The organism is Leptothoe sp. LEGE 181152 (assembly GCF_032906605.1).
In the GTDB taxonomy this organism is placed as follows: Bacteria; Cyanobacteriota; Cyanobacteriia; order Phormidesmidales; family Phormidesmidaceae; genus Leptothoe; species Leptothoe turfae.
Window position 1 is genome coordinate 81273 of the sequence record NZ_JASATU010000028.1, and the last position, 26430, is coordinate 107702.

A 26430-nucleotide genomic window follows, 5' to 3' on the forward strand; every position below is an offset into this window, starting at 1 on the left:
ACTATTAAGATGGTGGTGGCGGTGGTATTGGTGTTGATAAAGTTTCAGTAGATTGGGTTGCTGTCAATGCCTTTAAGGTATTCTGGGCAAGCACATTGTCGGGATTGAGGGCGAGAGCCGCCTTTAAGTCAGCGGTAGCGGCAACATAATCATTAAGATTAAACCAGGCAATGCCACGTCCCGTCAGGGCATTGGCGTGGGTGGCATCGAGGGCAAGCACCTGGTCATAGGTGGCGATCGCTCCCCTATATTCTCCCATGGCTGCCAGGGTCACACCCTTGTTGTACCAAGCCTGAACCGATTCTGAATTCAGTGCAATTGCCCGTTCCGCAGAGTGCAGAGCTTCTGTGTATTGTTCTAATTCCCAGAGAACAAGACTGCGATTTGTCCAACCCCAATCGTTAAAGGGATTTAATGCCAGGGCCTGATTGTAGGCCGCCAGCGCATGGGAATATTGTTCTGTTGCCCGAAAAATTACTCCTCGGGCAAACCAGGCTGGAGCATAGGTTTTGTCAAGGTTGATCGCCTGTTGATTAGCCGCAAGGGCTTCTGCATAACGTCCCAAATACCAAAGAATTGTACTGCGGTGATTGTGGGCGGCCACATAGTCCGGCTGAATTCCCACTGCTCGATTGATCGAGGCCAGGGCTTCTTCATAGTGTTGTGCACCGGTCAGGGCAATACTACGTTGATTCCATCCTTTAGCCAGGGTTTGGTGACCCCAATCCCCATCCCCCCCAATGGCAGCATCACAGGCAGCCAAAGCGGGTTCATAGCTGCCCAGCCGATTGAGTAAGGTACACTGCCCCAACAGCGCCAGGGTGTAATCTGCCTTGAGGGCAACCGCCTGATTGTAAGAAACCAGCGCTTCTTGATCGCGGCGCAGTGTCTCTAGTAACTGTCCCTGGGCCGCCCAGGTCAGGGCGTTTTTGGGGTCAAGGCCAATGGCCTGGTCGTAGGCAAAAATGGCCTGGTTGTATTGATTCAGCTGGCTATGGGCCTGCCCTTGATAGGTCCAGGCCAGGGCAGGTCCAATATCTCCCCAATTTTTATCGATAGACAGGGCTGACCCACAGACCTCTAAAGCACTTTGAGGACGTTCGAGGGCCACATAGGCTTCGCACTGGCGAGTTAAAACCAGGGAGTTTTCGGGATCTTGCAACAGGGTACGTTCATAGGCCACCAGCGCTAACTCATACTGTTTAGCCTGGGATAAAATCTCACCGCGATAGAACCAAGCTAGTGTGGGGTTTTCGCTCCCCCAATTGCCGTTAACTCTTAAGGCGTTGTTACATTTATCCAGGGCAGTTTCATTTTCTCCTAGGGCTGTGTAGGCCACACATTGGTAGGCAATGGCCAGGGAATTTTCGGGATCAAAGGTGAAGGCACGATTTGCGGATGCGATCGCATCCGCAAATGCTTTTAGCTTGATCAAAATACCGCTATGCTGCGCCCAAATGTCAGGATTCTCTGGTTCTAGAGCAATCGCTTGTTCACAGGCTGCCAATGCTTTTTCATACTCTTCTGCTGTAGCTTGCAGACGGCACAGATCGGTCCAATACGTAATATCTTCTAAGGCATCAAAGGATGCCGGTTGAGCCAACACAGGTGTGATGGTCACGAGCAATGTGCTGACGACAAGACCGGGGATCAGGCGATTGAACCATGGAAGCAGCATGACAATATATCAATCTTTGTCTGTGCAGCTAGAGTGCCCTGCTAAATCCCCGGATTCTCAAGGGAAGCCCATGTACGAAAAGTTGGCCAAGATTTAGAATTCAGCGATTTAAGCAGGACAAAGTTGAGAATCCGGGATTATGACCGGGCACCTTAGGTTAGATAGAGATTTCTTGTTATGAAACCCTTATTTATTGGTTTAGCGATGCTTCTATCGCTGATGGGCCTACCCGGTTACACCTTTAGCAAAAAAGATCTCACACAGCTTCAAGAAACCCGCCAGTGCCCTCGCTGCGATCTGCGCGGTGCCGATTTGCGAGGCATGTTTCTACAGCAAGCCAATTTGCGACGAGCTAACCTCGCAGGAGCTGATCTTAATGGTGTTGATTTAAAGGGAGCCTTTCTCTTTCAGGCTAATCTCCGTGACACAGATCTGCGTAACGCCAACCTCAGCAATGTAAACCTGTTCGGTGCTCGGTTAGAAGGCGCACAGTTAGCCAATGCCCATGTGGATGAACGTACAATCATGGATGACCGCTGGCGATTGGTTTGGGATTTGGTCACCCATGGTTTAGGTGAGCATGACCTGCGTGGCATAGATTTGCAGGGGGCCAACTTAGATGGTGCTGATTTACGGGGTGCTGATTTGACCGGGGCCATTCTCACCGGCACCACCTTTGAAGGCACATTTTTAAGTGGCAGTCTCTTCAACCAGGCTCAGCTAGACGAGACTAGCTTTTTTATTGCCAATTTACAAGCAGCAGATCTATCAGAGAGCCAGCTTCAAAATGGTAGTTTGCGGGCTGCAGATGCTCGTCTAGTGAATCTCTCTAGAGCTCATTTAAACCGAGCTGATCTGGCATTGACCTACCTGGATAGTGCCACGCTCATTGAAGCTGATCTCACCAGAGCCGATTTAACTGGAGCGTTGTTGACCCAAGCCGATCTAACCAATGCGCAACTGAGTAGGGCTAATCTTCTCGTTGCTGACTTTCGCGAAGCCACATTAGACGGCATTGATCTCACCAGAGCCAATCTTCAAGGAGCCGACTTTACTGATACACAATTTGCGGCATCCCAACTGAGAGATGTGATTCCTGCTGGCATTCGACTGATTAATGCTGATTTAGCAGGTTCAGATCTGAGCAATCTGGATTTGCGGGGTACTGATCTCAGTGGTAGTAATCTGCGGCAGGTGAATTTTATTAATAGCAACCTGCGGGGGGTTAATTTCCAAGGAGCCGATCTAAGCTTTACGGATTTTTCTGGGGCGAATCTTGCTGAGGCGAATTTTCAGCAAGCTACATTAGAAGGGATTAAGTTTGATATTCGCACCAATCTCTGCGGTGCCATTATGCCAGACGGTAGCGAACGTAGTTGTAATTAGCCAGCTTACCAAGGACTGCCAATCATCGTGGTGGGCAGGTAATTGCTCAACTCCCCCTCCGGGGGATTGTCTTCCTGGATGCTTATGCGTAATGTATGGGTATGCAAGACCTTCCTGACCTAAGCCAGTTAAGTCCAGAGGCGAAAGATACTCTGATACGAATGCTATGGGAAGAAATGCAATGGTTACGTCAGCGTTTAAATGAATTAGAGATTAAACGACGATTACGACAGCATTTGAAACTCCAGCCTGACCAAGCGGATGGGATTCGATTACGGAACCGGTATGACGAGATTCAGGATCATTTGTTTGTCTTCTTAGACGATGGTACTGTCCCGCCTACCAATAATTCTAGTGAGCCAGCCATTCGGATGAGTACGGTATGCCGAAGAATTAGTAAGACTTATGAAAAGTATTGCTGTATTAGTCACGTCTGGCTATGAATTCAGAATGTACTTATCTTCTCTAGATAAGAGCAAAGAGCGCTTGGGAATTATCACCCATCTTGTTCCGAACCAAAAGATTACAACCGATTCTTTTCGATCAAAAGCAAAGACTATTTTTTTGGAAGACATTAAAAAGCTTTTTCTGTATCTAGAAAAGCATCTTAACAATGAATTAAAGCATGAATTACCTGTTTTTATGGGATACGATTGTGCGTATAAAATTCAGGCCTTGCTAGGAACTGGGGTTTGTAATTCAAATACTTCAGGTAATTCAACTTCAGTTAATGAAGAAGATGCTTTTACTGTTAGATGTTTAGTGAATGTCGGCAATATGACAAATACCCCATTGACTGAATATTTTGGTGGAGAATCTGTTGTTACAGTTGGAAACTGTCGCAAATTTATCGATAGTCTTAAAGGAATATATCTTGAGTCAAAAAAGATAGATAGTTACTGCTGACGGAGAAACAACTATACGCAACTTCCCTAACCTATAACTGCGAGCATGAGTAATGTCTTGGAAAATTTACTACGGGAACACTAAAACATCTCAAATTGGTTCCAATAAGTCGTTTTCAGGTGGCAAGCCCCATATGCCTAGAGGACTTACCACTCCACATTGTGAATTATGCAATCAGACGCAGGCTTTCATTTTACAAGTTCAATTTCCAAAAGAGCACCCTTGGTCTGAACTAATTCTCTCAATTTTTGCGTGTATGTCATGTGCAAATGAAAATTACTTGATACCTGAAATGCTACCAGGGAGACTTCATCAGATTAATGTTCCAAGCTCATTTCTGAAGAGATATCAGAGAAATTTTCGTTTTTTAGTATTTAACAGTGCGGAATCTACGCCTTTAAGTTCATACAAAGAGAGAGTAATCTATAGACCGCTGGAATTGATTGATTCTGAAAAAAAATCAATTCAAGATGACATTGTGGGAGGGCAACCTTATTGGCTACTGGAAGACGAAACTCCTGGCCTGTGTGAAACAACATCAGAACCAATTTTTTTAATGCAAATAGCTGAGGGTAGAAAGTTTTTTATTCAGGAAAAAGCTTCTAAGCAAATTAGACTTGACCTCTCTGGTGATCCTAAGGAAACTTTGGAAGAGTATTATCAGCTATTTCTTGGTAATGTGATTTATTTGTTTGGCTATGAACGAAAGGAAGAATACCTTGTATATGGTATCACTCAAACATAGCGATGAAATTGCATAACAATAGTGGCCGAAACTATACTCTTCAATCCAACATTCTTAGAGACTGTAAAAGGTTTGAAAATAAGGAAATTTCCGTCGCAGAACTACAGCAGTCCTTGGAAACCTATGGTTCTTTATTAGAAGATGTTGAAAGAGTAATATTTCAAAGACTTCACAATTATAGCAATGAGCTAGAAATTATTCAGTATGCTCGGTTACTGGATGAGCATTATAGTGAAACTTGTAAAGTCATTATGAAAATTCGTGATTGTCTTGAAACAATTGAATAATAGCCAGGTAGGATGCGTGATTCATCGAGCTTATCCTGCTGTTTGATAAGAGAATCTGGCTAGCTGCGTCCGATATCGAAGGACACCCTGGTAAGAAAATCTCTACCAGGGTGTCCTTTTTTAAGTAGGGTTACAGCTGAATTTGGGTTTGGGAATGAGATCGCACTCTTCAAAACCAACACCAAACTAGCTTTCCAATCAGCTAAGTAGACCACATGGATGCTGAGTAAATTACGCCAATCGGTGGACGATAAGAACAACTAAAAAAGCCCGTGCTGGAGTATTGATAGAAACTCCAGACGGGCGTTTGCTTTAAGAAAGAGAGGAAAGTATTGAATCGGAACTATCTATGTGGGAGAATCCTGGTTAGATTTACGGGTATTAATGCCCAACAAGCCATAGAGGGCACAGGAACCAAAGACCCCTGTGAATAAAGCAATACCACCGGCAACATCCAATACAATGCCTAAGGTTGAGTCGGCATAGATGAGCAAGCCGAAATATAGCAATACGATTGCTGCGAGCGTCCGCAACAGACGATCTATAGTACCAACATTGTTAAACATGGGAATTAACCCTCCTGATTTTCTATGTAATACGTGATCTGTTCTATACAACTCCGGCAGCAACTGGCATCGTTGCGGGCAAGCGATCCATGACCGCTTGCATCTTTTGACTGGCATCTAAGGCAATCTCTTTAGCCTGAGGACTATGGATCATCAAAAACATAATCAGTGGATCCACAGCTGAGACTTCTACCTGCCCATTCTCATGCTCTTGAACAACAACATTACAGGGATAGAGCACCCCAGCTTTGTCATCGGTTTGTAGCATGCTATAGGCCACCTGCGGATGACAGGCTCCGAGAATCTTATAGTTACGGAAATCAGCGCCTAGCTTTTTCTTAAAAGCCGCTTGCACATCAATTTCGGTTAAAATCCCCATTCCTTCAGCCTTAAGTGCTTCAGTGACCTGGGCTATAGCTTCATCAAAGGAAGCTTTAATTGTCTTACTAAAATGATACATGGCTGATGTGTGTTGGCTTGATTTGTGAGAAATGTATCGGACTAATGTGAAGTCTAGACTCTTTATTTACTATATAACTAAATAGTGATTTAATCAACCATTTTTCTGAATTTATATTAAAGTCTCTTTTCCTAAAGCTTTTGCCAGAGCTTTATGTAGAGCTAACCAATGAAGCAAGTATGGCCTCTACAGTAAAGTTGACCAATGACCATGCCCTGGCAGCTTGGCTAGACTGGCTCAACTTTCTTAAAAACGGGTCCTATTTACGGTTGATCAGCTGACTGGTGAGAGAACCAGCAACAAAAGCAGCCAGAAAAATCATGGGGCTCCATGATTTTAAGATCAACGCAACAATTGCAGGTCCTGGACAATAGCCTGCAATGCCCCACCCAATACCAAAAATAGCGGCCCCCAACACCAGAGGGAGGTCAACCTCTTTATAGGTTGGCAATCTAAAGGCAGTAGCAAAAATTGGATAGGGTAACCGTAAAACAAATCGGAATGCGATGACAGTGACGCCCACAGCCCCACCCAGGACAAATAACAATGCGGGATCCCAATTGCCAGTGATATCTAAAAAGCCCAGTATCCGTTCTCGGTCAATCATTTGGGATAGACCTAACCCTAGGCCAAATAAGAGGCCAGATGAGAGGGCAACCAAATTCTGCTTCAGCGTTAGTGTTTGCTGTATTGATACTTTTTCCATAGTGCTTATCCAGTTATGCCATGTCGAGTAAGCCAGACAGTTAGCATGGCTGTAGTGAGAAAGGTGAGCACCGCAACTAGCGATCGCAACGACAACCGCCCCAAGCCGCACACTCCATGACCGCTGGTACAGCCATTGCCCAGACGAGTGCCAAACCCCACCAGAAAACCGCCTAAGATCATGGTCCCTGCTGTCAGGGATGGCGTGGGAGTAGGCTCAGGTGCCAGGCCATATTCATAAAGTATTCCACCCAGGAGCATTCCCGCCAAAAAGAGCCAGCGCCAGGGTTCATTCCCCTGAATGCCACCGTTAACAATGCCACTAATGCCAGCAATCCGACCATTAAATGCCAGCAAAATTGTTGCACTCAAACCAATCAATACCCCACCTAATAATGCTGTTCCCCAACTTAATTCCACCATGGCAAGGGTCCATCAAAACGAGATTGAAACATCATATAACCAAATGGTAATACTATATCATGACTTTGATAAACTGTATCTGCCTTTGATAAACAAATGAGCGAGCAAATCTGGCAATGCAAAGAACGGATTCTGGCCCTGAAAAACCGTTGGCTAACGCTGATTGGCGAAACACTTGAGACACCCGAGGGCCAATCCCTGAACTATTGGCGTGTTGAAAAAGCAGACTCGGTCATTGTTTTACCTCTGTACCAACAGCATTTGCTGTTACCACCGCCAATGTATCGTCCGGGTGTGGGCGAATCCACTTGGGATTTTCCGGGTGGGCGATGCCCTGATGGGCAAAGACCCCATAATGCGGCAAAAACAATTCTTCAGCGGGAGCTGGGTATTGCTGACTCGGCCCTGCATCACTTGAAACCGTTAAATCAAACTGGCTGGTCCATCAACAGCTCCTTTTCAAATCAACGTCTCTATGGTTTTGTAGCTGAGCTCAGTGACGATGCTCCCCTATTGTCTGAAAAACTGGGAGCAACTTATCCGACTACCGAACCAGGCATCCAAGCGCTATTGGCAAGGCTAAATTGTCTGCAATGTAGATGTCTATTGATAGAGTGGTGGGCAGCTAGAGCCAGGGAATGTGCAGTTTAGGCAGTGATATGAAAAAGCGAAGGCAATTCACTATAATACTCTATGACAATATAGTGAATTGTCTATAGGTCGCACTATATTAATTACATTAATTGCAGCTAAATGACGGTTCCTAGAAACCCGATTGCATTTTATGCCGGTTACACGGAGATTATTGAGATTACCAGGTTGGGTCAGGCGAATGTTTCTAAGCATCTCAAGATGCTTACCCAAGCAGGAGTGGTTAGCCGTTATATTGAGCAGCAGTCACAACAGTTTGAAGCATTAGGTGCTATGGGACAAGCTCGCTAAGGATATCGTTTTTAGGGATGTCATGGTGTGACTTCGATAAGGGCGATACTTTTGTGCTGCCGGTTAATTGTTTAAAAATTGTCTCTTTTTGAAGGACAATCGGTTTCCTGAAAAGTATATTGTCTTTTTTGGGAAGTCAATTCACAATGAAAGTCATCAATGCCAAGCTTCTATTTCTAAACCATAGGTTTGGGATTGACCTGTTAGATTGTGTAAAGGATAAAACCATGGCGGATACCGAGATTTTTGTTTTAGATAATGGCCCACTGATCGTCAAAGGGGAATTTTCTGTGACCGACGGGGATAAACAGCCCTATCCTAAGCAGGAACAAGTTGCCCTTTGTCGTTGTGGTGCATCGAGTAACAAACCCTTTTGCGATGGGGCCCATGGCAAAGCTGGATTTGAGGCAACAGACCGAGCACCTGGGGACTAATAAAAATTAAATTCTTCTTATAGGGGCATTGTCTGTAACGCCCCTACAAGAAAAAGAAAACGATGGGGGCGGATGCAATATCTTGTCCAGATTTTTAGAGAGTTTGTCAGCTAGTGTGTCAAGAAACTCCCAAGAACAATATTAATGAATACATCTGTTAGTGATATTGACCCTGACAACGCCATCGATCAACATGTTACAGCCGTTATTACCCATCGGGTCAAAGTTGGGCGGCAAGAGGGGTACGAAGAATGGATTAGAGGAATCTCAGCAGCAGCCCGTGAATTTGAAGGGCATCTGGGGGTGAGTATTCTCCGACCTCAGCCTGATACACCACCAGACTATGTCATTGTGCTTCAGTTTGATGCCTGTAGTCATCTAACAGCCTGGCTCAACTCAGATACTCGCCATACTTGGATTGAATGGGTAAACCCCCTGATTCAAGCCCAGGAAACCATCCAGGTTTTGTCAGGGTTAGAATCCTGGTTTCAATTGCCCAAACAGCCGGGACCTAAAGCTCCAAGGCGTTACAAACAGGCTATTTTAATCTGGGTTGGGGTGATGATTGTGTCCCTGGGGGTGAGTCCGCTGGTGGCACCATTGCTAAGTTTCTTACCCTGGTTGCTTAAGGTATCTGTCAATGTAGCAATTACAGTGGCTCTTCTGTCCTATGTGATCATGCCCCGACTGACTCGATGGTTTAAGGGTTGGTTGGTTGTTAACTAGTGTGGCGTCAAATATTTTATATCAGGTCATGACAGAAAATATTGCGTATTTAGAGAATCATTGAAGGTGGCCGGTTTTGACATAAATGAGACAGCCTTCTTCGCTAAAGGGCATATGCACACTGTCGGGTGGATTTCGCAGCCAGGTACCCTGAGGATACACTCCCTGCTCATCGGTAAATGTGCCTTCTAAGACAAAGATTTCTTCACCCCCCCAATGGCGATGTTGTTGAAACGTTGTGCCGGGTGCCCATTTTACTAGCGCTACCTGTTCAGTGCCGTAGCTGTGTAGAGGCAGCACGTGTAAACCAGTCACTAAACCAGGAGACCATCCTGCCTTGTTCGTGTCGATGGTCACTTGCTGTTGATCGTTTGGATCCATTTGTCGCAGTTTAACCAGGATTGTTGCACCGTCCTTACTGTGGGGAGTATGGCTAGAACCTACGGGGTTGCGCACATAGGTGCCTGGGCCAAAGTCTCCGTGTTCGTCTGAGAACACCCCCTCTAAAACAAAAAACTCTTCACCACCACCGTGGGTGTGGGCTGAGAAGTAGCTGCCGGGAGCATAGCGAACAAGAGAAGTTGCCCGGGCAACTTCTGCCCCATCGCGTTCGATCATACGTCGTTGGACACCTGCCATGGGAGAGTCAATCCAGGGTAGGTTTTCGGTATTGACCACGGCTCGTTCTGTTAAATCGGCATGGATTTTCATGATAGGTCTCTGTGGATTTCTAGAAGCTATTTAACGCATGTTCCTTGAACATATGCTTGTCCCAAGATGGCAGGTGAGGCTCAAACCCACGTCGGGTTAGTGCTCCCTTACAGCACCCTTAGTTGTATTGATTACGCCCAGCCAGCACACCGCCATCCACATCCCACACAGCACCGGTTACCCAAGCAGCCTTATCAGATAATAAAAAAGCAATGGCTTCAGCTACATCTTCAGGGGTGCCAATGCGGCCAATGGGATGGAATCCGTTAAAGCCTTGCAGGGCATCATGCACATCCTCTTTGGGAATAAAGCCCTCATAAATAGGTGTTGCCACCACAGCAGGAGAGACTGCATTCACCCGAATATTGTGCTCAGCTAACTCCATCGCGAGATGTTGAGTCAAGGAATGCAAACCCGCTTTAGCCATAGAATACGCCGAAGATGGCGTTGCCTGGATGGCCTGCTTAGCCCACATAGAGCCAATGTTCACAATGGCACCTTTGTTGTTTTGCTTAATCATGTTTCGAGCCACTGCCTGGGTAATAAAGAAGGTGGCCTTATTCAGATCTAGATAGAGATCATAGTCAGCGGCTTCATAGTCCAGGAATGGTTTGGGGAGAAAGGCTCCAGCTGCATTAACTAACAATGTAGCGTCTACATGGGCCTGATTAATTTTTGCAATTAAAGCCTGAAGTTTCTCAGGTTGCGAAATGTCAGCACGCTCTCCCATAACAGGACCATAGGCCTTCAGCTCGTCAACGGCGACCTGCAACTTTTCTGCACGACGACCAACTAAAACAACTGAACCACCATTTTCAAGAACAATGCGGGCAACGGCTTTACCCATACCACTGGTGCCACCGATAACAATGAGTTTTTGATCTGCAAATGACTGCAACATGTTGAGCTCCTTGTGGGGAAATAGTGAATAATCTACCTATCAGAAGGTAGATGACAGGACAAAAAATTTAGGCTTTGGCAAATTTTGCTGTAAGCAGTGGATAAACAACCTGCTCAAAGGTAACCACACTGTCCGCTGATGAACGAGCCAGTAGCTGTGCCCCTTGGAGCATCGCAATCAAACCCTTTGCCTCCTGTTCAACTGAGGGATGACAGTCCCAATGTCCGTTGTCACATCCCTGCTGGAGCAAGTTTATGACCCAGTTCTCAGTGTGGCTAAAGAAGGTTTGAATCTCCTCCCGAATAGGTTGGGGTAAAACTTCGAAATCTGCTGCTAACATGGCGCATAGACAGATCTGGTGCTCCTCTAGACCATTGCGGTAGAGATTGGCAAATTGGACAATTTGCTGATCAAGGCTGGCCGTGGACTGGGTAATGCGATCGCACGCCTTTCCCATTTCCTCTCGATATCGTTTGACTAACTCTTTCACCAACTCATCCTTAGAGGGAAAGTGGTAGTGAATACTAGCTTTGCGAATACCAACCTGCTGTGCGATATCAGCATAACTAAAGGCACTATAGCCTCGATTACGCACCATATCTTGAGCAACATCCAATATGCGTTTAGCCGTGTTTTTTTCCATGGCTTAAGTATCTACCATCTAGTAGATAGATGTCAACCATAAAGCTATGGATGAAGCGGTCAACCCAGGTTGAGCCAAGTCCTAATCATTCGGGGACTGCACAAAAATAAGAACCCAGGTTGGGGCTGTAGATGGTAGGAAGAGATTTTTGGGAGTCTCTTCAACTTAGCTTACGCGAGTTAACAAAATCAGTGAATTTTCCATATTTTCGATCCCAACCGCCATACTCAAGGTGACCCAATGCAAACCTGAGTGATCCCCCATTCCCATGCAAGATTTCAACTGGAAAAAGCTTCAAAATGGCTCGGACATCCGTGGTGTTGCAATCGACGGTGTTCCTAACGAACCCGTTAACCTCACCCCAGAAATCGCTCAGCGGCTAGGGCAAGCCTTTACCACCTGGCTCGCCACAAAACTTAGTAAGCCAGCGACAGATCTGCAGCTTGCTGTCGGTCGTGATAGCCGTGTCTCTGGGCCTACTCTCATGCAAAGTGTGATGGATGGCATGGCTAGCCTTGGTGCAAATGTGTATGACGTCAGCATGGCCTCTACGCCCGCCATGTTTATGAGCACCGTCACCCCCGGCTTTGACTGTGATGGGGCCATTATGATGACCGCCAGTCACCTGCCCTTTAACCGCAATGGCCTGAAATTTTTTACTGCCCAGGGTGGTCTTGCGAAGGCAGATATTACTGAAATCCTGACATTAGCTGAACAAAACGACTTCTCACTAGTAGACAGAGCTGGAACTATTGAAACCCGTGACTTTATTGCTGTCTATGCCGATCAGCTGGTTCAGAAAATTCGCAATGCCGTTAACCATCCTCAACATTTTGAGCAACCCTTACAGGGCTTAAAAATTATTGTCGATGCTGGTAATGGTGCCGGTGGTTTCTATGCCAGCAAAGTGCTCGAACCCCTGGGTGCTGACACAAGCGGGAGTCAGTTCCTAGAGCCTGATGGCATGTTTCCTAACCACATTCCTAACCCTGAAAATCACGATGCCATGGCTTCCATTTGCCAGGCAGTATTAGCCAATGAAGCAGACTTCGGTATTATCTTTGATACGGATGTGGACCGTTCTGCTGCTGTGGATCATCAAGGCCAGGAACTGAACCGTAACCGCCTGATTGCCCTGATATCTGCCATTGTGCTGCAGGAACACCCAGAGTCTACCATCGTGACTGACTCCATTACCTCCGATGGGCTTGCTCAGTTCATTGAACAAGATTTACGGGGTAAACACCATCGCTTTAAGCGTGGCTATAAAAATGTCATTACCGAAGCTGTGCGCTTAAACCAAACTGGAGAAGAATCTTGGCTGGCGATTGAAACCTCCGGCCACGGTGCCATGCGGGAGAACTACTTTCTTGATGATGGAGCGTATCTGGTGAGTAAGTTGTTGATTGAGCTGGCTAAAGTGAAACAGGCTGGGCGCTCACTGACAGATTTGATCGCGACTCTTAAAGAACCAAGAGAAAGTCGAGAGATTCGTATCAAGATTGGTGTAAATGAGTTTAAGTCCTATGGTGAGAGTGTCATTGGTCAGCTTAAAACCTTTGTTGAACAACAGGATGATTGGTCATTAGTCCCGAATAACTATGAAGGTGTCCGCGTGGCCTGTTCCTCTCCAGAAGAAGACGGGTGGTTTTTACTACGCCTTTCTCTGCATGACCCTGTATTGCCCTTAAATATTGAGTCTAATGTAGAAGACGGGGTTGCCCAAATTACTGAACAACTGCTGATATTCTTCAATGGTATTGAGTCTTTGGATCTATCGGCCTTTTCTTAAAAATGTAGGTTAAACAATTTTAAAGACCTGTAGGGATGCACTGCTGTACATCCCGTTGGGGCTATGGGGAGATCGCCTACAGATCGGGGGAATAAATCCTTTTAACCTGCTAGATAGGCTTTGCCTCGTTCCAGACGATTATTGACTTCATCCCAGTTGACGACGTTCCACCAGGCGTTGAGGTAATCTCCTCGACGATTTTGATACTTTAGATAATAGGCATGTTCCCAGACATCGTTGCCCATGATGGGGTAGTAGCCATCCATTAAAGGACTGTCCTGGTTGGGAGTGTTCATCACGGTAAGTCGACCATTTCTGTCTAAAACTAGCCATACCCAACCGCTGCCAAACCGAGTTTTACCGGCACTATTAAAGGTTTGTTTGAAGGTTTCAAAGTCTCCAAATGCTTGATTGATAGCTGCGGCAATGGCTCCAGTGGGTCGTCCCTGACCGTCGGGGGTCATGATTTCCCAAAACATGGTGTGGTTGGCATGGCCGCCACCGTTCTTGCGCACAGTTGCACGGATATTTAAGGGAAGGTCATTTATGTTACTAAGTAACTCTTCTATAGATTTTGACTGTAGCTCGGGATAGTTTGCGATCGCACCGTTCAATTTTCTGACATACCCAGCATGGTGCCGGTCATGGTGCACCGTCATGGTCTCGGTATCAATATAGTCATTCAGTGCATCATAGGCATAGGGCAGCGGAGGAAGGGTAAATTCCTTCGTTGCGGTTTGATCAGCAATCCTGTTGAGAGGAGGCAGGATCTGTCCTGTTGTTTCATTAGTAGCCGCAACAACTGCCACTGGCTGCGCGCTACCCCATAGCAAAGTCATTACCAATGCAACGGGAAAAAGCCACACAAATAAGCGTTTAAGTTTCATGGGGAATACCCTGCGAAATCACATCTGCTCATTCACGCTGCCAAGGGTCCCACCATGATTACTGGAGTTACGAACAATGAACCTTGATGAAAAAATAATTTTTAATCTTTACTGAAACCTTATCAGGAACTTCTGGACAGGAAATCTATCAGATTGAAGATCGTTTACTTAGATTGCCGCTGATTTTCCTAGACAATAAGGAACTCTATGAAAAAAGATACTTGCAGATATCCGTATAAGCTTTAAGAATTACTGACAAATATCTGCCTCAAAAGTATTTGTAGCTACACTGCAAAAGGATTGCTTCAGGGCAATACTCGGATTGATATTATCTCTTTAATTAATGTTTTATTTGTTCCATAATCTTTGACTAATCGTCGTTTGACATAGCCCCATAGCAGTTGCAGAATCAGTCGATGTTTGTACCATGGTTTTGACCATGCAATAGCTAACCGTGCCTTGAGATGGGAGGACAACTATGAATTTAGATGGAATCGGTGAAGAGCAAGTACATGCGCTCTTAATGTTAATTGTCTTAAATATAATTATCTTTGCAGCTTTGATAACTAAAGTTCAGGCTGAATTGGCTGTGTCGGGCCTGTGTGCCCTGTTTTAGTAAATGATCTGGTGGCAAGGGGTACTTTGTGATTATTGATGACCAGCAGTATGACGTAATTATTGTCGGTACTGGTGCAGGGGGCGGTACCCTAGCCTGTAAACTGGCACCCACCGGTAAAAAGATTCTGATCCTAGAGCGGGGAGACTTTATGCCCCTCGAAGAACAAAATCGCAGTGACGTCGATGTCTTTAAACGAGAACGTTACCATGCTCCCGAGCAATGGTACGACACTGCTGGCGAGCCCTTCTCCCCTCAGATGAACTATGCCGTAGGTGGCAATACTAAAATCTACGGGGCTGCCTTGCTAAGAATGCGAGAACGAGACTTTGAGCGGGTAGAACATCAAACAGGTGTTTCCCTGGAATGGTGTTTAAAGTACGCTGATTTTGAGCCTTACTACACTGAAGCTGAGCGGCTGTATAAGGTGCATGGCACCCTCGGTGGCGATCCAACGGAGCCTGGGCATAGTCGAGAGTATCCCTATGAAGCGATTAACCAAGAGCAAGAGATTGAAGAAATAATGGTTGCGATCGCAACCCAGAACCTCCACCCCGCTTGTCTACCCTTGGGCCTTACTCGCCAGGACGATGACCCCACCAACGACTCTGAAGTCAGCGGCATTGCCCCGGCCCTCACCCACTCCAACGTCACCCTCAAAACCGAAGCTAGGGTGGTCGCTCTCCACACTGACCCCTCCGGTCAGATGGTCAAAGCGGTGGAAACCCAAATTGGCAACCAAACCTACTTATTCTTTGCCTATATTGTTGTCCTATCCTGTGGTGCTGTTAATTCAGCTGCTCTATTACTTCAGTCGGCCAATGAGCAACACCCCTGTGGTCTAGCCAACAGTTCTGACCTGGTGGGTCGCAATCTGATGAAAAGCTTACTGACAGCCGTGGTACAGCTCACGAATAAAACTAACTCAGGAGATTTTCCTAAAACTGTCTACATTAACGATTTTTACTGGGGAGATACCGATTTTCCCTACCCGATGGGCCATATCTACAATACAGGTGGCCTGCTCAGCGACATTATTTTTGCTGAGGCTCCCCCACTGCTCTCAATTCTGGCCAAATATATGCCTGATTTTGGCCTCAAACAGTTGGCCACGCGCTCCATTGGCTGGTGGATTCAAACTGAAGACTTACCTGACCTCAACAACCGTGTGCGCATCGACCATAACAAACTCTACATTGACTATACTCCCAATAATTTAGAGGCCCATGATCGCCTGGTTTATCGTTGGATAGAGGTGCTAAAGACCCTTGAAAAAGACTTAGGTGGGTTTCAGCGCGGTACCCATCCCCGTGGTGAGGTGCCTATTCAGGTGATGGCTAACCAATGCGGTACCTGCCGATTTGGGAATGACCGGACTACGTCGGTTTTGAATCCTAACTGCCGCACCCATGACGTGGATAATCTTTATGTGGTGGACAGCAGTTTCTTTCCGTCTAATGCCAGCGTAAGTCCGGCGCTGACGGTGATTGCCAACGCCTTACGGGTAGGAGACCATTTAATTGAGCGGTTGATGTAGGGGCGTTCCATGGAACGCCCCTACATCAACCATGGAACGCTCCCACACCGAGAAATCATAAACCCTCATTCCTCAGCGTTTGTAGAAGCATCGGAGCTGTCTGCTCTACCATTGCCTACAATAGAAATACTCTCAAGTGGCCAACTGACCATGAGTCAAGCCGTTTGAGAATATTATGAATCGTCTCCCTATGTCCCTGTTACCCCATCTCTCCCAAGTTTCTAATCTGCGTCAAGCCCTTGCTGTTCAGCTTGAGACGATGATCAGTACGCTTCAGCCGTTGCAAGAAACGTTTGATCTCACCCAGCCCCTCATCGATCTCTCGGCTGCTAGTCAAGGTCTGCGCCAGGGAGTCTTTCGCCTCATGGTGCTAGGGGATATGAAACGGGGGAAGAGTACGTTTCTCAATGCGCTACTGGGAGAACCCTTATTGCCCAGCAATGTGAATCCTTGCACGGCCCTACTGACGGTGCTTCGCTATGGTCCTACCCCTGAAGCAACGATTTACTTCAACGATGACCGACCGCCTGAGCAGTTAGACATGGAGACATTTACCCAGCGGTACACCATCGATCCAGCTGATATGCGTCAAAATGGCAGTACCCCACCTTTTGCCCATGTGAGCCATGCGGTGATTCACTATCCGCTATCGCTGTTAGAAAACGGTGTTGAAATTGTTGATAGTCCGGGTCTCAACGATACTGAAGCTCTAAATAAACTTTCCCTTGGCTATATCCAAAGCTGTCATGCAATTTTGTTTATGCTGCGGGCTACACAGCCTTGCACCCTGGCTGAGCGTCGCTATCTCAATAACTACTTGCAACATAAAGGGCTGTCGCTGTTTTTCTTGCTGAATGCCTGGGACCACATTAAGGATAGTTTGCTAGATCCCGATGATCCAGATGAATTGGCCCAGGCAGAATCCCGCCTGCATCAGGTGTTTCACAGTACCCTTAAAGACTATTGCGATCGCTACGACCAGCGGGTATTTCCCATTTCTGCCCTGGAGGTGCTACGTCAGCGGATTAAGACTCCAGATGAGCCCATTCGCGATCCAGGATTTTCGCGGTTTTTGCTCACCCTGGATCAGTTTCTTACCCATGAGCGGACCCAGGCTGAGTTTCAACCAGTAGTGGCCTTATCTCGGCGTACGCTGACAGAACTTACGGAAAAGGTGCAGCTGCGTCAGACTCTATTGGCGCAAAGTGTGGCTGAGCTGAAGCAAACTATTTTGCAGCTGGCTCCGGTGTTTGAACAGCTGGTGGTGATTCGCGATCAGTTTCAGCAGGAGATTCGGACGAGTTGCGATCGCAATGCCACAGCCACCACCTCCTCCTTTAAGGACTTTATCCTTAGCCTGGAAACCACCTTTGAAAAAGACTTTGCCCCTTACCAACCCGATCTCTCCCTGTTAGATCTTGTCAGCCCTGCCGGTCGGCAACAGTTTAACCAATCCCTAGAGACGGCCTTTCAACGCTATCTCAACGATCGACTTTTACACTGGAGTCGCACCCTGGAACCCACCTTACGCAGTGCTTTTCAAGCTCTGTCTAAGCGGGCCGCCCACTACGGTACCTCCTACAACCAAATCACCCAGCAAATTCTAAATACCCTCAGCGGTCAGTTCGTGGAGCTTCCCCTCGACAACAGCCAACCCAGCTGGGCAGCATGGGCCATTGATGCCCTCAACCAACCGGCAGATACCCCTGAAATTAAAGCAGTTCTGGCCAGCATCGATCTGCAGAGCATTCTGATTAATGTAGTCGCTGCCATCGGTGCCAGCCTTTTAGCTTCCAGTCTGATCAGCACCATCGCCGGACCCATTACCCTAGGGATTGCCAGCCTGGGCATCGGGGCCTTCCAAATTGACCAAACCCGTCGTGCCTTAGTCGCAGCGGCGCGCCAGGAACTCAGAACCCACCTACCCCGCATTGCCGCTGAACAGCAGCAACCTATCCATTCAGCCATTATTCAGTACTTTCGCGACTATGAGCAATCCGTCATCAGTCGCCTGGATGCCGACATCAAAGCTCGCAAGGCTGATTTAGAAACCTTACTAACCCAAAAGCAAAACCAAGAACACCAGGGACAACATGAATTGGACCAATTGCAGACGGCTTTAAATCAACTACAGCAGGCAGATCAGGTGATTCAACAGCTTTATGGTCAGGTTTAGGGGGTTTTTAGTTCTTAGTTTCTAGTTTTTAGTTCTTGGTTCTTGGGGCCTGATGGATGTCTTGTAGAGGCTGCGCCTTGTGCCAGCCCTGCTACACTCAAAACTAATCACCAATAAGTCCCCCCTCCCATGCCTGATTTCAAACCCAATGACGGTCGTCTCTATGCCCCTGCCACTGAGCGTAATCGTGAGTTCATTCTCGCAGTGCTAGAGCGCGTTCTACCCAATCCAGGCACCGTGTTGGAAATTGCTAGCGGTACGGGTGAGCATGCTAGTTTTTTCGCCCCTAAACTTGCACCCCGACGTTGGTGGCCCAGCGATATCAGTGAGCCCATGCTGAAGAGTATTGCCGCCTGGCAGCAGGCCACCAATGCTCGCTATCTACTCCCCCCCATAGAACTCGATGTTTGCCATGCCCCATGGCCTGTGGAGGCAGATGAAAAGCGGTCGATTGATGCAGTTGTCACCATTAATATGATCCACATTGCTCCGTGGAAAGCGTGTGATTTTTTGATGGCTGGGGCTGGGCGTGTACTGCCTGAAAAGGGTGTTCTTTACTTATATGGTCCCTTTAAGCGTAATGGTGAGCATACAGCGCCTAGTAATGCCATATTTGATGGCTGGCTGAAAGAACAGAATCCTGATTGGGGCGTGCGGGATTTAGAAACTGTTGAAGAGACGGCTAAGGCACATCAGCTAGCTCTGCAGGAGGTGGTGGAAATGCCTGCTAATAATCTTTCGTTAGTGTTTCATAAACAACCTTAGTCGTTACTCAAAGCCTTAGAAGGGCTACCGTGTACACACATCTCGAAAGGGCGTTCACAATCTTGCATTACCCCCCTTAATCCCCCCTTGGTAAGGGGGGAAACTCCGGTTCTCCCCCTTGGTAAGGGGGAGCTAGAGGGGGTGAGGCAGGGGAGCTAGAGGGGGTGAGGCAACCGCGAACGCGCTAGTTTCCAACACTTGTGTGTACACGGCAGGTGCTAAGGGGAATGCGCAGGGTGAAACAGGTGCCCTTGCCAGGGGAATAGGCCGCAGTCACTGTGCCCTGTAAGGAGGCGATCTGAGGACGCACTTGCTGACAGGGCGTTTCTGGATTGAGGCCGTATCCATCGTCCCAAACACACATCACTAGATGCTGCTCTGCTTGCTTGGCCGCCAGTTGAATTCTACCCAGAGCTGATTTCCCTTGCTGCTGTCGAACGGTAGGCATCTCAAGATCTTGTTTGAAGGCATAGTGTACCAGCTGTAGTAGCGGATCATATAGCCGCTGAGCGATGGCTTGGTCAATGAGAACTTCATTCTCTCGAATTTCCACCAGAACAGGTTTATCATGCTGTCTGGTTAAATCACTCAAGTCCTCCTGACAGTTTAGGAATACCTGACTGAGGGGCTGTTTCTTGACAACAGGGATGGGTTTTGTGGGGAGTGTTGGCGGAGGGCTTGATGGCTGAGTGACTTGAATTTGGAGTGCTTTGTGAGGCATTGTTATCGGTTGGTTTAACCATTGCCATAGGCCCTTCAATCGATTTGTTCGTTGGGGTACCTGGGTGCCCAGCTGTAGGAGAGCTGAACTCGGGGCACCCCCCTGGTTGCGATCGCCCTGTAGTACTTTTGTCTGGCCAGCACGATAGTCGGCCAATGCAATTTGAGCAATGTGAACAGTTTGGGCAGGATGCTGTTTGAGGGCCGCTAACGTCGCTTTGGCAATTGCCCCAAACCCTGGCAATTGAAGTGATTCGGCTAACCCAATGAAGACATCAGCGTGAATATGGAGTAGGGCTTTTAAAGATTCAGGGTCAGGCGTTTTGAGAGCGTAGCTTAATTCATTTAAGTAGTCGGTGACGCCACTTTCAAAGATCGCCTGAGTGACATCAACCCCAAGCTCAATGGACGTGGGTAAATAGCTATCTTGACCAAACCGATCGCCTAGGTTTTCCTGTAGCTGTGAGACGATGGTCGCTATCCGGGCCAAAATATTGGACTCATCAATGGGTTCTTTGGCTAACCGTACTGAGACCATCAGTTCCAAGCAGTTGTACCCTTCAAAAATTAAGTCTTCTACTGTGGGAGTTAGGTTGGCATCTGGAGTACACAATGCCTTAAATGCATTTTCTAATGCCTGGGTGATGGTTTTGATAACATCTAACCCCACGGTTGCTGCGGCCCCTTTCAGGGTATGAGCTAAACGCATCAATGTATGCGCTTTCTGGATACTAAAGTTTTGACTTAGAGATTGAAGCTCATCCCCTATTTGCTGAAGTAATTGAGAAGCCTCCTGTTGAAAATAGGTTGGCGGTGGTTGTAAGATGACCTGATTAGAACTCATGATGACTTAAGGAATATAACGCTATGGTGTCCTAACAGAAGGATAGATGATATCTATTCTGTTAAGCTAAATTTATTGTTTTGTAGTTGTTTCCGTCTCCGGTGTTGCCCCGTGTCTCGGTTAGACAGACGATGGTGATAGCCTGCTAAACTGCGCTGGACTGGTTGATGTCACTGGCTCAGTTTGTAAATGCTTGAGCACCACTTTCAAAACTCGCTTGGGTTTAATGGGTTTACCCAAAAAACCATTGGAACCCACCACTTTGGCCCGTACTCGATCAGGAATACTGTTGTTATTAGTCATGATGATGACTGGAACGTCTTTAAGTACCGAGATTCTTCGAATCTGAGCACAGAGTTCATAACCATTGACCACAGGCATAACCAGATCGAGAAAAATTAGCTGAGGTTTAAGCTCCAACAGCTTGGTGAGAGCCTGTAAAGAATCAGAAATATTGACATAGCGATAGTCTGATTCTTTGAAAATATCGGCCATTGCCTGGCTATCTGCCAGGTTGTCGTCAACATAGGCGACGACAGCTTTACCCTTATCATTGTTTGCTTGACTGCAGGTACAAGGTCTTTGGCGCTTGACCGGGTTAGCCTTCATGCTAGAGGTAACGGCTGCTCTCTTTTTAGCTACGGAATGATGACTACCAGAAGACGGTACAAAAGATGTTGGGGTCCTTGGCTTGATATAGGGGGCAGATGATAAATCTTTCACGTTGACCAACTTCATCAGATCCCGACGGATGTGGGGAATCAATGACTGTGTTAGTAAAATCAGGGGTTGGCCTGTTTTCACGGCTAAATCTCGCAGGGTTAACCGACCATCAGCTAATTTTTCCAACTCGCGAAATGTTGCCTCTGATGTGCGCTCCCGAAGAATATCAGCTCTGATAATCTTCGGTGCTAGATTAGGATTGTAATCAGTTAGATTTGCCTGTTGCCAGGCATGCCAATCTTGTTGAACCTGCTGCCAGATAGGTTCTCGATGAAGGCCGATACAAGGAAAGTTAGCCCCGTTGCGGGAGCTAACTTTATAAATTAGTTTTTGCGAGGTTTTGAGCTCTAGTGTCGCCTGGTAGATGATATCGAACAGAATTTCAGAAATGCAGCCTATGACGACTTGAGAAAATTGCTCCCGACTAAACTTTTGTTGCATAACTAATTGCGCCATCACTTTATAGTTTTCAGGTTGATGGGCAATGTCATGAATTGCTTTCTTGCTTAAATCCGGAGAGTATTTGAGGCATTGGCGATGCCAACGGCGTTTTGAATGGGTGCGGGTATTCGCCCAAACAATTTGACCAACGAGAAAATATAGGAACCATTCGACCTCGTTATGGGTCCCTATTGCAAGTACTCCGGTAAACAGACTCTCTTTAGCTCTCTGGATTTTGTGATTTAACTCACCAATAATGAATACATTTGACATGCTTGTGCTCTACCCCTACATGAAGAAGGGCTGAATACAGACTGCGATAAAAGCCTCTTTAAAATCGGCCCAAACCTCTACTAGTTCAGCAATGTACTCACCAATAGGGTATTGGAATTGCATACACCTGTGTCTTCTATTACGAGCATAACCCGCAAGTTATGCTAGTTCAAGTTATCTTCCTTATTTCAGAAGACACAGATTGTAAGTTCCGTTACATCTCAAGGACGTTTATGTGATTTTCTCATTAAACCATGCAATAAAAGCATGGTTTAATACAAATGGCGCATCATCACCATAGATTAAGTGTTGGGTCTATTTATTCTGTTTGGATAGTAATAACTTGGGGTGGGGTGGCATCGGGGGGATAGCGCAAGATGATGTCTACTCGACGTTTTTCCTGAGGGGCTAGGGTTAATGTTGTTAGGGGTTCAGCCTGTTGCCCGCGCAGTTGTACTAGATGGAAATTGCGTATACGAGGGAGGTTGTCGTCGTCGCGATATCTGACTTGGACGGGGCCTCGGAAAAAGGTGCGGTTTGGTGGGGTTTCGAAAAACTGTAACCCTGCTGTTGACAGGGTGTCTTCTTTAATGGGGGTTTCCAGGGCAATGGTGACGGTTTGATGACTATCGGTGCTGTTTTGTAAGGGAAATGCCAGGGTGTATTCCACACCATAATTACCATGGGCTTGGTAGGCGGTGTCTCCATAACGCACCAACATGGGAGCACTTTGGTTTTGGTTGGTACCCATTTGCCCTGCATGCAGGGTACTGAGGCCATAGGAAATGGCTGTATTTGATGCTGGAATAGTCAGCACGTCAGCGCCATCATCAGTAACGGTGGCGGTCCAGCTAGATCCTTGGGCGACCCCTGCCACACGGCCATAAATCACCTGACCTGAATTGTCGGTGATGGGGGTGGGGGTGCGATCGCGAGGTCCAGCCAACCCTGAATTCTTTACTATGGATGCCCACTGGGCCAATGTGGGGGCAGTCTCATGGTCATTGCCGTCCACATTAGCGGTTTCTGACAGGCTCGCCAGATAAACAGGGCCACTGCTATCCAATTCAATTAAAGTGGAGCGACCATTAATGGGTGGGTCAAACTCGGCCACCGGAATGGGCGCGTTTAAAAGCAGAGCATTGGCCCCAGGGGGAACAACTAATTGAGACGGGATTAGATCTTGACGACGCCCCTGGATCAAATCTCCCATCACTCGACTACCGGGGCCAGCAAACACCGGATTACGAGGCGAAAAGCGGATTGCACTCGGCAATGTGATAAACGGTGCATCTGGTTGACTTAAGTAGCTAGCGCCAGCCAGCACATTCACCGTCACTGTTTCCACACCAGGATTGTGCACCAAAATGGCCACATACATTGGTCTGAGATCCTCAGGATCATCTGCCCGATAGACATGGTGAGCAAACACATCAAATCGTCCCTCAAAAGCAAAGTCCAGATGGGCTTCTGGGTGCTCCATGCCCTCGGGTGGAAATGTGGAGAGTAAAATCCCTGGCTCGCCAATCAGCTCAGGACTGTTGCTATTAAAGACAGGGAGCGTATCTAGCTGAGCCGGTAGGGGTCTGACTTCTTGGGGGCGGACGATTTGCGGCGGTGAAGGAGCTTGGGCAATGAGGGGGAAGAACATTGGACAAACAGTGGGGGCAAAATAGAAGGTACATTTTCCGTCCCCTAACCTGTCTGGGAGCTATTGATGGTGGGGACTATACAAGATTATCAACAGGCTGAATTTAAATGGTCAACGATTTTTAGGAAATCAAACTCAATGACGGTATGGTTAGCTGGAGTAATCAACGGCACATGGACAAATAGGGCGGCAGCGGACTGTTGCTTAAGATGTCTGAGCACCCGGTAGTAAAGGCGATTGCACACAAAATTGCCAGCATCGTTGCTGATGTGGGTGTGAATTGTATTCTTGATCAAGGTCTTGAGATCAATGGGCGTTGCCAGGCGATTGTCCCCATGGGTGCCCCACTGTTCTACGGTTAATGTCTGACGCATTTCCGCCATGCCGCAGCAGATAACGGCCTTGGGCCGATACTGAACAATGTGATTAATCACCTGCATCGGTGCCAGGTCAAAATTAACCGGCAGCCAGCGCAAAAAAATAGCATTCTGCGGTAATTTTGCCGCCACACGTTCTAGTAAGACATCGCTGGTATTGAGGCCTTGATGCGCTTTCCAGGGTCGGAAGCTGGTGATCAAAATAGGCGCGGACATTGGTCTAGGGGAGTAGGGAATGGGGAATGGGGGCTGTTCTTAAACATACCTGCCCTTTTGCCCTCCCCCCAACTACCCATCCTTCAGTCAAGCCGATACTATAGAGCAGTAATCGCCTACCAGAGGGACTATGCCAACCATCGCTGTGATTGATTACGACATGGGTAATCTGCACTCGGCCTGTAAAGGGCTAGAGTTTGCTGGGGCTACGCCGATAGTGACTGATCAGCCAGAGGTGATTCATCGGGCTGATGGTGTGGTGCTACCCGGTGTGGGTGCCTTTGACCCGGCCATGCGGCATTTATGCGATCGCAACTTAGCCCAACCAATCCGCGATGTCATCGCCAGCGGTAAACCCTTCCTGGGTATTTGTGTGGGGCTACAGCTCTTATTTGAAGCTTCTGAAGAAGGTGTTGAGCCTGGCATTGGTGTACTCAAGGGCACCCTGCGTAAATTTAAGCCCGAGCCCGGCATCACCATTCCCCACATGGGTTGGAACCAGCTACAGCTAACCCAGCCAGATCACCCCCTCTGGTCCACAATTTCATCCAACGAGTGGGTTTACTTTGTCCACTCTTACTATGCCGAGACAACCGATCCCTCCATTGTTGCAGCCACTGTTACCCACGGTAGTCAAACGGTGACAGCCGCTGTTGCTAAGGACAATCTGATGGCTGTACAGTTTCACCCTGAGAAGTCTGCTAAGACAGGTCTACAGTTGTTGGCGAACTTTGTTGAGAGGGTGAAACAGCCGGTGGCGGTTGGGTAGGTTTTATGGCCCCTAAGCCCTATCAACGTATTCCCATTCAAGAATGCGGCGAATCTTTAGTACCAATTCCGTTAGAACAGTTTGCAGTTGTTGACCCTCATCCCTATGCGATGTTGGGGGCTCCCTATGGAGAACGATCTCCTTACTATGTGCGGGAAGGGGTATTACGGGCTTTAGTGCAGGCTCAAGTGCACCTACAGCAGCGGTATCCTGGCTGGCGGATTCAAATCTTTGATGCCTACCGTCCCATTCCTGTGCAGCAGTTTATGGTGAACTACACCTACGAACAGTTGTTGCAGGTGTGGCAAAGTAAGCAACTGGGGGGAACTGACGACGCACCTAGGGAAGAACTGATGGCCCAGGTATATCAGTTTTGGGCGGCTCCTAGCCATGACATGGCAACGCCACCGCCCCATAGTACCGGAGCAGCCATCGACATCACCCTGGTAGATGCCCAGCGGCAGGTGGTGGATATGGGGTCTGACATCGACGAAATCTCTGCACGGTCCTATCCCAACTATTTTGCGGATAAACTCGATGGCCAAACATTTCATCACCATCGCACCGTATTAGCCCAGGCAATGCAGGCGGCTGGGTTTCGTCAACACCCCAACGAGTGGTGGCACTTTTCCCTGGGCGACCAGCTATGGGCCTGGTTAGGGATGACGGTTGACGAAACCCCTAATAATTCTAAGGCGTTTGCCTACTATGGCCGCGCTGAATAGGCTTTAGTATTGCTAAACTTTCGTTACGGATGCCAACGAATATGCATAACCTCCCTGGCAAGAGACAGAGGAATATATAGTTGCATGGGCTACCACTGATGCTGTCTCAATCTATTTCCAATCCCACCTCTTGTTACTATGTCGTAGTTTCCGAATGGGGCACCAAAACCCTCGTTTCAGTTCACGCCACCAGTGTTAAAGCAGCTGAAAACATTGCTAGACAAAACGCCGGAAAAAAAGACGGCTGGGAAGGCATTCATAAAGTTTACAATGCCTTTCCAATCATTGAAGAAAAGCCTTAAGTCCTAAGTCCTGAGTACAGTTGCTTAATCATAGAAATATCTTTTGATTAGAGCACCCCCCAATGCTGGCTACGGTGTATACATAAGTCAGAGAGAATGGCCA

29 protein-coding genes and 1 pseudogene are annotated in these 26430 nt (G+C 47.4%); 17 read left to right on the plus strand and 13 right to left on the minus strand.

Annotation, left to right across the window (positions count from 1 at the left end):
* Positions 1 to 4: 4 nt before the first annotated feature.
* Positions 5 to 1678, minus strand: coding sequence for a tetratricopeptide repeat protein (locus tag QGP82_RS16125; protein WP_499060246.1), 1674 nt, complete (start codon positions 1676 to 1678; stop codon positions 5 to 7).
* A 177-nt stretch (positions 1679 to 1855) separates the two neighbouring features.
* Between QGP82_RS16125 and QGP82_RS16130 the strand changes: the two genes are divergently transcribed.
* From QGP82_RS16130 to QGP82_RS16150, 5 genes are all read left to right on the plus strand, one after another.
* Positions 1856 to 3064: a pentapeptide repeat-containing protein gene (locus tag QGP82_RS16130; RefSeq protein ID WP_163697633.1), complete on the plus strand. Its 1209-nt coding sequence runs from the start codon at positions 1856 to 1858 to the stop codon at positions 3062 to 3064.
* Between the two features lie 101 nt (positions 3065 to 3165).
* Positions 3166 to 3507, plus strand: coding sequence for an IS66 family transposase (locus QGP82_RS16135; protein WP_163697632.1), 342 nt, complete (start codon positions 3166 to 3168; stop codon positions 3505 to 3507).
* A complete protein-coding gene (locus tag QGP82_RS16140; RefSeq protein WP_499060248.1) occupies positions 3470 to 3970 on the plus strand; it encodes a hypothetical protein in 501 nt (166 codons plus the stop codon). Before QGP82_RS16135 ends, QGP82_RS16140 begins: the two co-directional genes overlap by 38 nt.
* Positions 3971 to 4022: 52 nt before the next feature.
* Positions 4023 to 4715 carry a hypothetical protein gene (locus QGP82_RS16145; RefSeq protein ID WP_163697627.1) on the plus strand — a complete coding sequence of 231 codons (693 nt, stop codon included), beginning with the start codon at positions 4023 to 4025 and terminating at the stop codon, positions 4713 to 4715.
* Positions 4716 to 4717: 2 nt separating this feature from the next.
* Positions 4718 to 5002, plus strand: coding sequence for a hypothetical protein (locus tag QGP82_RS16150; RefSeq protein ID WP_499060250.1), 285 nt, complete (start codon positions 4718 to 4720; stop codon positions 5000 to 5002).
* A gap of 347 nt (positions 5003 to 5349) precedes the next feature.
* Here the strand turns inward: QGP82_RS16150 and QGP82_RS16155 are convergent, their stop codons facing one another.
* From QGP82_RS16155 to QGP82_RS16170, 4 genes are all read right to left on the minus strand, one after another.
* A complete protein-coding gene (locus QGP82_RS16155) occupies positions 5350 to 5568 on the minus strand; it encodes a YgaP family membrane protein (protein WP_163668710.1) in 219 nt (72 codons plus the stop codon).
* 43 nt (positions 5569 to 5611) lie between these two features.
* A complete protein-coding gene (locus QGP82_RS16160; protein ID WP_163668712.1) occupies positions 5612 to 6028 on the minus strand; it encodes a DUF302 domain-containing protein in 417 nt (138 codons plus the stop codon).
* A gap of 259 nt (positions 6029 to 6287) precedes the next feature.
* Positions 6288 to 6734, minus strand: coding sequence for a DUF6691 family protein (locus QGP82_RS16165; protein WP_250565118.1), 447 nt, complete (start codon positions 6732 to 6734; stop codon positions 6288 to 6290).
* A 5-nt stretch (positions 6735 to 6739) separates the two neighbouring features.
* Positions 6740 to 7156: a YeeE/YedE family protein gene (locus QGP82_RS16170; protein WP_163697622.1), complete on the minus strand. Its 417-nt coding sequence runs from the start codon at positions 7154 to 7156 to the stop codon at positions 6740 to 6742.
* Positions 7157 to 7252: 96 nt separating this feature from the next.
* On the opposite strand from QGP82_RS16170, the gene QGP82_RS16175 reads away from it, so the two are divergent.
* From QGP82_RS16175 to QGP82_RS16190, 4 genes and pseudogenes are all read left to right on the plus strand, one after another.
* A complete protein-coding gene (locus QGP82_RS16175) occupies positions 7253 to 7807 on the plus strand; it encodes an NUDIX hydrolase (protein WP_499060252.1) in 555 nt (184 codons plus the stop codon).
* Between the two features lie 144 nt (positions 7808 to 7951).
* Positions 7952 to 8098 (plus strand): annotated as a pseudogene (locus QGP82_RS16180) (ArsR family transcriptional regulator); the annotation flags it as partial.
* 146 nt (positions 8099 to 8244) lie between these two features.
* Entirely contained in the window at positions 8245 to 8532 is a 288-nt protein-coding gene (locus QGP82_RS16185; protein ID WP_499060253.1) for a CDGSH iron-sulfur domain-containing protein, read from the plus strand.
* A gap of 144 nt (positions 8533 to 8676) precedes the next feature.
* A complete protein-coding gene (locus QGP82_RS16190; protein ID WP_499060255.1) occupies positions 8677 to 9258 on the plus strand; it encodes an antibiotic biosynthesis monooxygenase in 582 nt (193 codons plus the stop codon).
* Positions 9259 to 9315: 57 nt separating this feature from the next.
* On the opposite strand, the gene QGP82_RS16195 is transcribed toward QGP82_RS16190, so the two are convergent.
* From QGP82_RS16195 to QGP82_RS16205, 3 genes are all read right to left on the minus strand, one after another.
* On the minus strand, positions 9316 to 9969 hold the full coding sequence (locus QGP82_RS16195) for a cupin domain-containing protein (RefSeq protein ID WP_499060257.1): 654 nt from the start codon (positions 9967 to 9969) through the stop codon (positions 9316 to 9318).
* 118 nt (positions 9970 to 10087) lie between these two features.
* Positions 10088 to 10870, minus strand: a complete 783-nt coding sequence (locus QGP82_RS16200; RefSeq protein WP_499060259.1) for an SDR family NAD(P)-dependent oxidoreductase — start codon at positions 10868 to 10870, stop codon at positions 10088 to 10090.
* Between the two features lie 67 nt (positions 10871 to 10937).
* Positions 10938 to 11513, minus strand: a complete 576-nt coding sequence (locus tag QGP82_RS16205) for a TetR/AcrR family transcriptional regulator (RefSeq protein WP_163668724.1) — start codon at positions 11511 to 11513, stop codon at positions 10938 to 10940.
* A 268-nt stretch (positions 11514 to 11781) separates the two neighbouring features.
* Between QGP82_RS16205 and QGP82_RS16210 the strand changes: the two genes are divergently transcribed.
* The gene (locus QGP82_RS16210; protein WP_499060261.1) at positions 11782 to 13305 is read left to right on the plus strand and encodes a phosphomannomutase/phosphoglucomutase; all 1524 of its coding nucleotides are present in this window, start codon (positions 11782 to 11784) and stop codon (positions 13303 to 13305) included.
* Between the two features lie 101 nt (positions 13306 to 13406).
* Here QGP82_RS16210 and QGP82_RS16215 read toward each other — a convergent pair whose 3' ends face one another.
* Positions 13407 to 14192, minus strand: coding sequence for a superoxide dismutase (locus tag QGP82_RS16215; protein WP_163668728.1), 786 nt, complete (start codon positions 14190 to 14192; stop codon positions 13407 to 13409).
* Positions 14193 to 14670: 478 nt separating this feature from the next.
* On the opposite strand from QGP82_RS16215, the gene QGP82_RS16220 reads away from it, so the two are divergent.
* The 4 genes from QGP82_RS16220 (at position 14671) to QGP82_RS16235 (ending at position 19286) form a co-directional block, all read left to right on the plus strand.
* Positions 14671 to 14808: a hypothetical protein gene (locus tag QGP82_RS16220; protein WP_006514708.1), complete on the plus strand. Its 138-nt coding sequence runs from the start codon at positions 14671 to 14673 to the stop codon at positions 14806 to 14808.
* A 28-nt stretch (positions 14809 to 14836) separates the two neighbouring features.
* Complete coding sequence (locus tag QGP82_RS16225; RefSeq protein WP_163668730.1) at positions 14837 to 16345, plus strand: GMC oxidoreductase; 1509 nt, start codon at positions 14837 to 14839, stop codon at positions 16343 to 16345.
* A 175-nt stretch (positions 16346 to 16520) separates the two neighbouring features.
* Complete coding sequence (locus QGP82_RS16230; protein WP_163668732.1) at positions 16521 to 18521, plus strand: dynamin family protein; 2001 nt, start codon at positions 16521 to 16523, stop codon at positions 18519 to 18521.
* Positions 18522 to 18650: 129 nt separating this feature from the next.
* A complete protein-coding gene (locus QGP82_RS16235; protein WP_163668734.1) occupies positions 18651 to 19286 on the plus strand; it encodes a DUF938 domain-containing protein in 636 nt (211 codons plus the stop codon).
* Between the two features lie 184 nt (positions 19287 to 19470).
* Here QGP82_RS16235 and QGP82_RS16240 read toward each other — a convergent pair whose 3' ends face one another.
* From QGP82_RS16240 to QGP82_RS16255, 4 genes are all read right to left on the minus strand, one after another.
* Positions 19471 to 20850 carry an Hpt domain-containing protein gene (locus QGP82_RS16240; RefSeq protein WP_163668736.1) on the minus strand — a complete coding sequence of 460 codons (1380 nt, stop codon included), beginning with the start codon at positions 20848 to 20850 and terminating at the stop codon, positions 19471 to 19473.
* Positions 20851 to 20970: 120 nt separating this feature from the next.
* The gene (locus QGP82_RS16245; protein ID WP_499060264.1) at positions 20971 to 22287 is read right to left on the minus strand and encodes a response regulator; all 1317 of its coding nucleotides are present in this window, start codon (positions 22285 to 22287) and stop codon (positions 20971 to 20973) included.
* A gap of 319 nt (positions 22288 to 22606) precedes the next feature.
* Complete coding sequence (locus tag QGP82_RS16250) at positions 22607 to 23938, minus strand: DUF3370 domain-containing protein (protein WP_499060266.1); 1332 nt, start codon at positions 23936 to 23938, stop codon at positions 22607 to 22609.
* A gap of 89 nt (positions 23939 to 24027) precedes the next feature.
* The gene (locus QGP82_RS16255; protein ID WP_163668742.1) at positions 24028 to 24531 is read right to left on the minus strand and encodes a pyroglutamyl-peptidase I family protein; all 504 of its coding nucleotides are present in this window, start codon (positions 24529 to 24531) and stop codon (positions 24028 to 24030) included.
* A gap of 130 nt (positions 24532 to 24661) precedes the next feature.
* On the opposite strand from QGP82_RS16255, the gene hisH reads away from it, so the two are divergent.
* The 3 genes from hisH to QGP82_RS16270 all read left to right on the plus strand — a co-directional run bounded on the left by hisH (position 24662) and on the right by QGP82_RS16270 (position 26327).
* Positions 24662 to 25300 carry an imidazole glycerol phosphate synthase subunit HisH gene (gene hisH / locus QGP82_RS16260; RefSeq protein ID WP_499060267.1) on the plus strand — a complete coding sequence of 213 codons (639 nt, stop codon included), beginning with the start codon at positions 24662 to 24664 and terminating at the stop codon, positions 25298 to 25300.
* Between the two features lie 5 nt (positions 25301 to 25305).
* Positions 25306 to 26025 carry a M15 family metallopeptidase gene (locus QGP82_RS16265; RefSeq protein WP_499060269.1) on the plus strand — a complete coding sequence of 240 codons (720 nt, stop codon included), beginning with the start codon at positions 25306 to 25308 and terminating at the stop codon, positions 26023 to 26025.
* Between the two features lie 98 nt (positions 26026 to 26123).
* Positions 26124 to 26327 carry a hypothetical protein gene (locus QGP82_RS16270; RefSeq protein ID WP_163668748.1) on the plus strand — a complete coding sequence of 68 codons (204 nt, stop codon included), beginning with the start codon at positions 26124 to 26126 and terminating at the stop codon, positions 26325 to 26327.
* Positions 26328 to 26430 lie beyond the last annotated feature (103 nt).